This is a genomic window from Streptomyces sp. NPDC058198 (assembly GCF_042882605.1).
In the GTDB taxonomy this organism is placed as follows: Bacteria; Actinomycetota; Actinomycetes; order Streptomycetales; family Streptomycetaceae; genus Streptomyces.
The window spans coordinates 686,544-696,381 of the sequence record NZ_JBHVVP010000001.1 but is presented as its reverse complement, the minus strand read 5'-3'; the positions used below and the strand labels follow the sequence as shown (position 1 = coordinate 696,381).

Below are 9,838 nucleotides of genomic sequence, written 5' to 3'. Positions count from 1 at the left end.
ACCTCTTCAGGGACGTGGCGGAGGGTTGGTGATGACCAGCTTGACGGCACCTTCGGCGCGACCGCCCGCAGCATCGGCATATCGACAGACGGTGTCGATGAGGACCAAAGGCCGATCGCCGCTTCGCTGCGTAACCTTGACGAACTGCAGCGTTCCAGAGAAGGAAGAACTCCGCATTGGGCTGCGGAACTTGCTCCGGAAGTCAGCTATGAGGATGTTCGGGAGTTGACGCTCCCAGTAGTCCTCCATGTGCCAGGAGACGAACGGCTCGACGAGCGATGCCTCGACGGATTTGGCGATGAGGTAGTAGGCCATCTGGTTGTAGCAGATGTTGAACTCCACCGAGTTGAAATGTCCGGTGTCCGCTATATAGCAGGACTCCGGAATTTCGAAGGTGCAGTGGGCAGCTAGGGCAGCGTCCTCCACTACGCCCCGCTCCACCCTCGCCGTCTTCAGATACCGGCAGTTCTCCTTGTACGGCTCCAGCACGCCGTCCAGCAGCGTCTGGTCGGTGTACAGCACCGTAGTACCCGTGGACGGAACCCGATGGATCGTCATATCCTTTTGCCCTCCCCCCGGTGGTTATACGCTCCTGATTCAGACGGCCCTGAACGGATTCATTCGCGCCTCGCCGATGCTGTCCCTCAGCTCCTGGTCGGTGATTCCCATTCCTTCTTTGGGTGCCATGCAGAGCACGCCGACCTTTCCCATGTGCTCATTGTTCTGAACCAGTCGAGCAGCCTCACCTACTTCATCCAGCGGATATACGGCAGAGACCACCGGCGAGATCTTCCCAAGGCTGAACAGGCGCGCACACTCGGCCTGCTCGTTGAGGTTTGCCGCGTGGCTTCCCAGAATGCGCTTCGAGTTCATCCAGAGATAGCGGTTGTCGTACGTATGCTGGAACCCCGTGCTGGATCCACAGGTCACGACCGTTCCGCCGCGGCGTACGACGAACACAGAGATACCGAAGGTTGCTTTCCCTACATAGTCGAAAGCGACGTGGGGGTCCTCGCCGACCTTCTGCCGGATAATCCGGCCGAGGCGCTTGCCCTGCTCGATCGTCTGCTCGGGTGTGGCGTCATCGGTGAGGCCGATTTCCGCGCGGTTGATGGCGACATCACAGCCGAGAGCCGACAGCGCCCGTTCCTTCGCCGCGGAACTGACCACACCGATGGGAATGCCGCCGGCCTGCTTCACAAGCTGGACGGCGAACGCCCCCAAGCCGCCCGTGGCTCCCCAGATGAGGACGATGTCGCCTAGCTTGATCCGGGCTCCCTTGTCACCGATGAGCATCCGGTACGAGGTGGTGGCGGTCAGCATGTTGCTCGCCGACTCCTCCCAGGTCAGATGCCCCGGCTTGGTAATGAGCTGGCTCGCCTTGACCACCGCGTAGTGGGCAAGGCCTCCGAAGTTCGTCTCGTACCCCCAGGCGCGCTGCTCGGCTCCCAGCACACTGTCCGCATGGGTCGCCGGCTCGTGGTCGTCCACTTGAATGCAGGAGACGACCACGTGGTCGCCGATCCTCCAGCGGCGAACGGCAGCACCCACCCTGACGACCACGCCCGCCCCGTCCGATCCGACGACGTGGTGGGGCTGGTCATGGCGCAGGGCATCCCCGCCCTGCTTGCCGTACCGCTTCAGGAAGTTGAAGGTCGGCATCGGCTGGAACATCGCCGACCACACGGTGTTGTAGTTGATCGAGCTCGCCATCACGGCCACGAGCACCTCGTCGGGCGCGAGGCTCGGCATCGGAACGCTGCCGACACGCAGCGACCGCCGGACGTCCGCGTCCTCGCACCCGTCGAACATCCCGATGTCGGCTGCGCGAAGGTGCGCCGCTGTGTAGTAGGCGGGGACAGCTTCCCGCTGAAGCACTGCGGGCGCTGCCCCTGCTACGACGGCCTCGGCCAGGGCATCCATGGAGTTCCCTCTCTGCCCGACAGCGGGCGTGTCGTCGCGTGCCTGGGGCGGGTGGTTCACCACCGGTAGCTGTCCATGACGGTGACCCTGAAGGACACCGCTGGCTCCGGCTCGCCGGTGTGCAGGGCCCGGTGGATCAGGCTGCGGTTGTCCCAGATCAGCAGGTCGCCCTCTTCGAAGGTCTGCAGATGGATGTTCTCGTGCGTGAACGTCAGGTCGTGCTGGCCGGTGACTTCGAACAGTTCCCGCAGGATGGTGTCGTCCAGCGGCGCACCGGTCTCGTCCAGCAGCTCATGCGCGAGGGCCTCGCTGATGTAGAGGATCTCTTCGCCCGTCACCGGGTGGGTGACCACTGTGGGGTGGAAGACGTCCGGACTCTCCTTCCGGATCTCGGCCAGTACCTCTCCGATGGGACGGAAGACATCCGTCGGGCGGATCTTGAAGTACCGACTGGCGCTGTGCCGCGCCCTGGTGCCCGCCACCACAGCCTTCAAGCGCTCCGGAAGGTTCGCGTAGGCGCGCCCCATGTCGATGAAGTAGGTGCCCCGGTTCTTCTTGGGCACCACCTGCGGATAGATGAAGGTGAGGGAGAAGGGCCGCGGCATGAACGAATAATCGGAGTGCCAGAACTTCCCGGTCTGGGGCACACCGACCCGTTCCCCGTCCTGCGGCACGTTCGAGGATACGAAGATTTCCTTGACCTCGGGGTGGTGGTACATCGGCTGGTAGTACACCTCGGGCTCACCGAAGCGACGCCCAAGAGCCACGAAGTCCTGAGGAGCGAGCTTCTGATCCTTCAGAACAGCGATCTTCTGGGTGTAGACCACCTGCTTGACGGCCTCGACATCCGCATCGGGCGAGGTGAGTGCGTCGAATCCCTCAACCGTCACACCGAACTTCCCGCCGGCCTGAGGTGTTATCTCCATCTGCCTGCTCCTTGAGTTGATGCTTGGCCACCGCGCACTCACCCCGTGGGCAGCGGTCCGGTCACCGGTGTCAGGCGGTGCGGACGCGCTGGACGAGTTCCGCGTAGCGGGCGGCGATCTCGGTGGCCTGGGCCTCGGTGTCTTCCAGGCGCATCGTGGAGCACTCGTAGCCAAGGGTCCGCTTCATCACGGCCATGTGCTTTTCGCCGTAGCGGACCGAGCCGTCTTCACCGATCTCATCGATGCCTTCATAGACGAGGCCTCCGGCGTTGATGCGCTTGGCCTCCTCCACGCCCAGGCCGTCGGGCAGGGCGAGAGAGACTTTGGTGCTGCTGACCCAGGCCGGATAGCCCCCGATCAGGCTCAACGGACCAGGCGTGTGAACGAGAACCTCGTCCTCACTCATCAGTGCGTCGAGCACGGTGACAGCGGATGCGGCGGTGAGCATCACGCCCACCTTTCCGCCGGTGCGTGGGTAGCGGCTCGCGGCCGTCTTGAGGACCCGGTCCACGTCGACCGTGCCTGTCACATCGGTGCCGTCGCGGTAGACGGAGAAGTGGAACGGGGCGCCATCGGCGTGCCCCTTTCGGGGCAGGCGCGTCGTGGCGAAGTGCTCGGCGACTAGCCGGACTGTCACCTGCGAGAGTGGCTCGCCGAGCACCTCAGCGGCGGCACGGCGCAGCGCGGGGATGGCGTTGGCGACGTTTCCGATGCCGACGGTCGGGGCGAGACCCGCGGAGTCCAAGATCCTGTGGGTCGCGTCCGGCAGTGCGGCGTTCGCCACCTTGGTGTCGATGCCGGAAGCCCGAACCGCCTGCATGAGCTTGTAGATGAGGGTGAGCTGCATGGGCAGCCAGGGACCGATCTCGGCCTGGTTCAGATCGTCGAGAATCGGCGCCGGGAGCTCCGTCACCACCCACCAGGCCTGAAGGCTGACCGTGCTGAGGATGATGTCCGGCCGTAGGCGTGCCAGGGTCTCGGCGGTGCGGTCGATGTCGTGGACGTCCAGGACGGCGGTGTCGACGTTCGGCTCATAGCCGAGGTGCGTAGCCGCGAGTACGGAGAGGTTCGCTCGCCGCTCAAGGTGCTCGGCATCGCGGCCGGCAACGATGACGCGGGGGCTTTCGGGCCTGCGGAGCAGCATGTCGAGGACGTGGCCTCCCATGTTTCCCAGGCCCACGATCATGACGGTTTGCTGCGGCATTTTCGGTATCTCCCGTTGTTTTTGATTGCGAAGAGTGGTGGTAACGAACCGGCGGACTTCGATCTCTCCGGAGTTCAGCTCTGCCGTCTGGGTCCGGCGTACGCGGCAAGGCGGTGCGGTGAGTCCGCTGGGGCGTGCCCCAGGAGTTGCCCCAGATGCCCGAGGTTCACGTGGTCGGCCACTGGCACGGCGCGCGGATTGGCCAGGACCCGTCCCTGTCCGGTGGACGGTTCGCCGAGGCAGCTGATGACGAGCACTGCCCCGGAGAAGTCCTGCGTGGCGGAGAGCGCCGTGGGGGTGATCAGGCAGGTCATCCCGGCGGCCCGTGCGGCTGCGAGACCGTTCCGGCTGTCCTCCACGACCACGCACTCCGACGGCTTCTGGCAGACAGCGCGCGCGGCGAGCTCGTAGACGTCGGGAGCAGGCTTCTTTGCCGCGACGGACTCACCGCTCAGGACATGGAAGCGCCGCGCGAGTTCGGCTCCCATGACGTGATCGAGTACGGCCTGAACGGACTGTGCCGCACTGGCCGACGCGATGGCCAGCCCCCATCCGGCCTGTGCCGCCTCTTCGGCCAGGCGGCGGACACCAGGTCGGGGTGCCACCTCGCCGCCTCGGACGATCTCCAGGAAGATCTCCGTCTTCCGACGATGCCATGCCGTGACCGTGCGGTCCCAGACCACCGGAGAGGCGGGCACCTCCCAGACGGCACGAAACGCGGGGTCGTACCTGAGGCTGTGGAGTCGCTCCTTTCCACCGGAGATCCGCAGCTTCGTGGCGTACTGCTCGGGAGACCACTGCCAGGGAACCTCGAAGTCCTGCCACATTTCGTTGAAAGCGCGCAGATGCCCGCCCTGCTCCGTGTCGATGAGGACACCGTCGCAGTCGAAGATCAACGCCGGCATCAGGAGGTCCTGCCGTGGCTGCGCAGCACGGTCATGTAGTGCTCGACCACCTTGGTCACCCGCGTGCGGATGTCCAGGAAGAGGTTGAGCGGCTCCAGTTCGCGCCCGGGTTCGGCCGCGTGGCTGCGGACGGCGTCGGTGTGCACACCCTTCAGCACCGTGGAGAAGTTGATCTTCGCGATGCCCCGGCCGACGAAGTCCTGAAGCGTGGCGTCATCGAGGCCGGTGGCTCCGTGGAGCACCTGCGGAACGCCGCAGGCCCGAACTATCTCGTCGACGCGCTCCGGCTGAAGTCTCGGGGCTGCCACGTAACGACCGTGCAAGGTCCCGACCGCCGGACTGAAGCAGGCGACTCCGGTTCTGCGTATGAACTCGACGGAGTCGGAGACGGGGCGAGCCACCACCACGTCGGCCAGGTTCGCCCGGCCGATACGCTCGAACTCCCCCTCGATCTCAGCACCGTACCGCTCGGCGGTTCGTACCACCTCCATGGTGGTCCGCAGAGCCTCCTCGTACGGGAGATCGGAGGCATCGTAGAGCGCGGAATCCCACCCCGCCGCCAGGCACTTCTCGGCGAACACCGGATCTCCGCAGTGGTCGAGATGCAGGACCGCCGAGGCCTCGGTCTCGCCCACCAACTGATCGAACGCGGCCTTGAAGTGCTCCGGCCCCAGCGCCCGGGCGATGCGCTCGGACACCTGGACGATGACCGGCGACTGCACCCTGTGTGCCGCGTCGATCACTCCTGCCAGCATCGCGCCGTCGACGACGTTGAAGGCGGGGACCGCATAGCCCTCCGACAGGGCGGGACGCAGAAGTTCAGTGAGCGACATCGCCACTCCCCGAGCCGTTCAGGATCTGAGACAGTTCCTCCGCCACGTCCGCGACATGCGGCTCGCGCACGATCGAGTAGTGATCGCCGTCGAAGACCCGCACGGTGGCTTCCGCGGCGTCCGCAGGCCAGGGCGAGAAGTCCGTGCCGTGCTCGCTGCTGACGCCACGGGCAGCCCGTAGTTCGCGGACGAGGCCGTTGTACGAGCCCGCGGTGTGTCGGGCGAGCGCGGCGGTGTTGGCCTCGAAGACCTCGAACAGCCTGGCCACTTGCCGCTCGTCGGTGTCCGTCGGCAATCCGCCGGACCGCACCATCAGCCGCACCACATCCCGCGCGGGGGCGTCGTCCTGGCACTGAGCGAGCCGTGTCCGCTCTTCCTCGGTCGGTGCCACACCGGACCGGAAGTCGGTCAGGAAGCGCACGGCGAGGTCGGCCTTGCGCAGCGGGGCGTCATCGTCGGGCGACGGATACGGACTGTCGATCAGGACCACTTCGGCCGGTGGATGTCCGGCGCCGGCCAGCTGGCGTGCCATCTCGAAGGCAATGACACCGCCCATGGACCATCCGCCGATGGAGAATGGCCCGCCGGCGCTGTGGTCGAGGACGGCTCTCACGTACGAGGCCGCGATCTCTTCCACCGATTGGTCGGTCGCGTCGGCGTCGGACAGTCCTGCCGACTCCAGCCCGAAGACGGGCTGGTCGGCCCCGAGGAGCCGGGCCAAGGGGCTGTAGCACACCACGTTGCCGCCCACTGGGTGGACGCAGTAGAAGGGAGGACGGCTGCCCTCGGGCTGGATCGGTACGAGTAGGGAGCACTCACCTGAAGCCGTGGCCCCGCCGTCCCGTACGAGAGGGGCCAGCCTTTCGACCGTGGCTCCCTGGAACAACGCGGACAGCGGAAGGTCCACATCGAAGTCACGGCGGATGGCGGCGCTGACACGCATCGCGGCGAAGGAGTTTCCCCCGATGTCGAAGAAGTTGTCCGCGACGGTGATGCCGGTCGTCTCGAGAACCTCTTCCCAGATGCCCACCAGAGTGCGTTCGACATGGTCCCGCGGCTTCACGGCGTCGGAACGGTTGCTCTCCTGCAGGACGTCGGGGTCCGGCAGCGCACCGCGGTCCACCTTGCCGTTCCCCGTCAGCGGGAGCCGGTCGAGCACGACCACACGCGTGGGAACCATGTAGGAAGGGAGCTGCGTGCCGAGGTCCACGCGTAGTGCCGCGACGTCCAGCTCCTGTTCCATGCCCACGATGTAGGCGACCAGGATGTTGCCATTGGCAGTCTTGTGAGCGGAGACCACGGCGTCCTGGACGGCAGAGTTCCGCTGAAGGGCGGACTCGATTTCGCCCAGTTCGATGCGGTAACCCTGCACCTTGACCTGGCCGTCCTCCCTGCCAAGGAACTCGATGTTCCCGTCCGGGAGATAGCGGCCCAGGTCTCCAGTGCGGTAGAGCTTCGCACCCGTCCTGGGGTGATTGACGAAGTGCTGTTCCGTGCGTTCCCTATCCCGCCAGTAACCAAGGCCGACGCCCACGCCGCCGATGTACAGCTCGCCGACGGCCCATGTGCGCCGAGGCTCCAGTGAGTCGTCCAGAACGTAGACGCGCTGGCGCTCCATCGCCGCGCCGTACGGAACGCTCCGCCAGCTCGGGTCGACGTCCCCGATGGGGTAGAGGATCGACCAGATCGATGCCTCCGTTGCCCCGCCCAGGCTGACGACCTCGGTCACATCGAACTGGTGGCGTATCCGCTCGGGCAGGGTGACGGGAATCCAATCCCCGCTCATCATGACCAGTCGCAGGTTCGAGGATCCGCTGGATGCCGACGCGGCGTACTTGGTGAGCATGTCCATCAGCGCCGGCACCGAGTTCCACACGGTGACGTTTTTCTCGCGGACCAGGTCCAGCCAGTGCCCTGGGTCGCGCATCCGGTCGGCGGAAGGGATGACAAGCGCGCCACCCACAGCGAGCAGACCGAATACGTCGTAGACCGAAAGATCGAAGCTCAGCGAAGACAGGGCGAGCACTTTGTCCTGTGCTGTGATGGCGAAGCGCTCGTTGACATCGTCGACTGTGTTCATCGCTGAGGCATGCTCGATGGCCACGCCTTTGGGCAACCCTGTGGAGCCGGAGGTGTAGATGACGTAGGCCAGGCTCTGCGGGATGGCTGGGCCGGGGGCCAGCCAGTCATCGGGTTTTCGCTCAGCCAGCCGCCCGTCGATCACAAGGCGTTCGATGCCGTCGGGCCAGCTCGGCCGCTCTTCGACCCAGGGCTGCGTAAGGGCGAGGCTGCAGTTGGCCTGCTCGATGAGGTATTCGATGCGAGCTGCGGGGAGGGCCGCGTCGATGGGCAGGTAGGCGGCACCGGATCGGACGATGCCCAGCACCGCAACGATCTGCTCCCACCCCTTGTCCATGACGACAGGGACAAGGCTGCCGGAACCCACTCCTGTGCTGCGGAGCTGTTCGGCAACGACTGCGGACCACTGTGCCAGCTCTCCGTAACTGACCGTCCGGTCGGAGGCGACCACTGCGTCCCGATCCGGGTGTCGGGCGGCCCGTTCGAGGAACGGCGTGTGGAGAATTCCCTGGCAGTCGTCGGCCGGCACTGGCAGAAGATCGGGCATGTGGCGAGCGGCCAAGAGGCTGTCGACCGGTTCGGTCCATGCGGCGTCGTCGTTCGCGAGCCTGTGAAGGAGGACATGGTACGCATCGAGGATCTCGTCCAGCATGCTCTCCGGGAACAGGTCTTCCACGGCGTCCCAGTTGCTGATCAGCGCGCCGGTGAACTCGTAGACCTGGTGGTCGAGATGGACCTGCGGAGTCTGCAGCGCACCGCTGATCTCTCGCACCTGGAAGGGCGGGTTGTCGGCCTCCGCCATGTCCATCTCCAGCCCACTGGCGAAGACGATCGGCAACGCCGACTGGCTGTTCCAGCCACGCAGACGAGCGGCCTCGCGTGAGATGTCGATGGCGCTGACGCTCGCGAATTCGACGTGGTCCCACAGAAGCGTCTGCACGGCACGTGCTCGGTCGGTGAACGAGTCGTTTTCGCGGCAGTCGACGGCCAGAGGAATCGTGGTGCCGAAATTGCCGCCCAGGCGGGACACCTCCTCATGGAGAGGCAGACGTCGGGAGGCGAGCACGTTGAGGGTGAAGTGTCGCTGCTTGCTCCACTGGGAGAGCACTTGCGCGTAGGCGGCGCACAGCACGCTGGTGGGCGTCAGCTTGGCCGCGGCGGCACGGTCCTTCAGTTGCCGCCACTGGTCGGCCTCCATGCGATACCGCCGACGGGTGAAGGCGGCCCCACCGGCCCGTGTGTCGATCTGCCGTACGGGCAACTCGGGAGCGGGCGGGAGATCGGCCAGGCGTTCCTTCCAGTAACACCACGCCTCGGCCTCCTCCGCGGCGGTCTCACTCCGCATCGCCCTGCTGTATTCGTGGTAGGTCAGCGATGTGCGGGGCAGGGCCGCGCTCGGCGAGCGGTACAGCCGCAGAAACTCCGACAGCAGTAGTCCCTCGGTATGGACGTCGAGCATGAGCAGGCTCGCACTCACGAAGAGGTGGTACCTGCCTCCGGACAACCGATAGCAGAGGGTTTCGAACAGCGGCCAGCAGTCCGTGGGGGGTCCGTGGCGGGCAAACCGGTCCCGGGAGAGCGCGAGTTCCTCCTCGACCTTTTCCGCGTCCCAGGCCGTCGCGTCAACAACGGGGATCTCGTAGTCCGGTACCTGGTCGAGGACGTGCAGCTGACCGTCAGCACTCGCCACCAGCCGCAGGACGTCGTGTCGCTCAATGAGGGTGTGAAGGCTGCTGGTGGCAAGGGCGATGTCGAGATCGATGATCTCGAACTCTTCGTAGAGGTGGGCGTTGACGTTACCGAGCTCGAAGTAATCGCTCTGGCCGACGAGGTATGCCTCCTGCAGCGGCGTGGGCTGAAGGGGAGTGCGTGCCGTGTCCGAGGATCGTTGGGCTGGGGTCCACGTGTCTTGGGCTGTCATACCGGATCTCTCACTGCCTTCGATGGTGCGGAGCTAACGTGTCGGGA

7 protein-coding genes are annotated in these 9,838 nt (G+C 65.6%); all 7 read right to left on the bottom strand.

The genetic code is table 11. The annotated features are described in order from the left end of the window. Positions 1-6 precede the first annotated feature (6 nt). Entirely contained in the window at positions 7-522 is a 516-nt protein-coding gene (locus tag ACFVWW_RS03105; RefSeq protein ID WP_389679140.1) for an FcoT family thioesterase, read from the bottom strand. A 75-nt stretch (positions 523-597) separates the two neighbouring features. Beyond that, a complete protein-coding gene (gene ccrA / locus ACFVWW_RS03100; RefSeq protein ID WP_386875589.1) occupies positions 598-1,923 on the bottom strand; it encodes a crotonyl-CoA carboxylase/reductase in 1,326 nt (441 codons plus the stop codon). Between the two features lie 56 nt (positions 1,924-1,979). Beyond that, complete coding sequence (locus ACFVWW_RS03095) at positions 1,980-2,849, bottom strand: TauD/TfdA dioxygenase family protein (protein WP_386875587.1); 870 nt, start codon at positions 2,847-2,849, stop codon at positions 1,980-1,982. 70 nt (positions 2,850-2,919) lie between these two features. Continuing rightward, positions 2,920-4,053, bottom strand: a complete 1,134-nt coding sequence (locus tag ACFVWW_RS03090; RefSeq protein WP_386875585.1) for a hypothetical protein — start codon at positions 4,051-4,053, stop codon at positions 2,920-2,922. 74 nt (positions 4,054-4,127) lie between these two features. Beyond that, on the bottom strand, positions 4,128-4,958 hold the full coding sequence (locus ACFVWW_RS03085; protein WP_386875583.1) for an HAD-IA family hydrolase: 831 nt from the start codon (positions 4,956-4,958) through the stop codon (positions 4,128-4,130). After that, positions 4,958-5,791, bottom strand: a complete 834-nt coding sequence (locus ACFVWW_RS03080) for a class II fructose-bisphosphate aldolase (protein WP_386875581.1) — start codon at positions 5,789-5,791, stop codon at positions 4,958-4,960. Before ACFVWW_RS03080 ends, ACFVWW_RS03085 begins: the two co-directional genes overlap by 1 nt. Beyond that, positions 5,778-9,791 carry an amino acid adenylation domain-containing protein gene (locus tag ACFVWW_RS03075; RefSeq protein ID WP_386875579.1) on the bottom strand — a complete coding sequence of 1,338 codons (4,014 nt, stop codon included), beginning with the start codon at positions 9,789-9,791 and terminating at the stop codon, positions 5,778-5,780. Before ACFVWW_RS03075 ends, ACFVWW_RS03080 begins: the two co-directional genes overlap by 14 nt. Between the last annotated feature and the right edge of the window lie 47 nt (positions 9,792-9,838).

Coding starts and splice junctions, on each gene's coding strand:
- ccrA (WP_386875589.1), bottom strand. CDS start 1,923: ATGGATGCCCTGGCCGAGGCCGTCGTAGCAGGGGCAGCGCCCGCAGTG.
- ACFVWW_RS03095 (WP_386875587.1), bottom strand. CDS start 2,849: ATGGAGATAACACCTCAGGCCGGCGGGAAGTTCGGTGTGACGGTTGAG.
- ACFVWW_RS03090 (WP_386875585.1), bottom strand. CDS start 4,053: ATGCCGCAGCAAACCGTCATGATCGTGGGCCTGGGAAACATGGGAGGC.
- ACFVWW_RS03085 (WP_386875583.1), bottom strand. CDS start 4,958: ATGCCGGCGTTGATCTTCGACTGCGACGGTGTCCTCATCGACACGGAG.
- ACFVWW_RS03080 (WP_386875581.1), bottom strand. CDS start 5,791: ATGTCGCTCACTGAACTTCTGCGTCCCGCCCTGTCGGAGGGCTATGCG.
- ACFVWW_RS03075 (WP_386875579.1), bottom strand. CDS start 9,791: ATGACAGCCCAAGACACGTGGACCCCAGCCCAACGATCCTCGGACACG.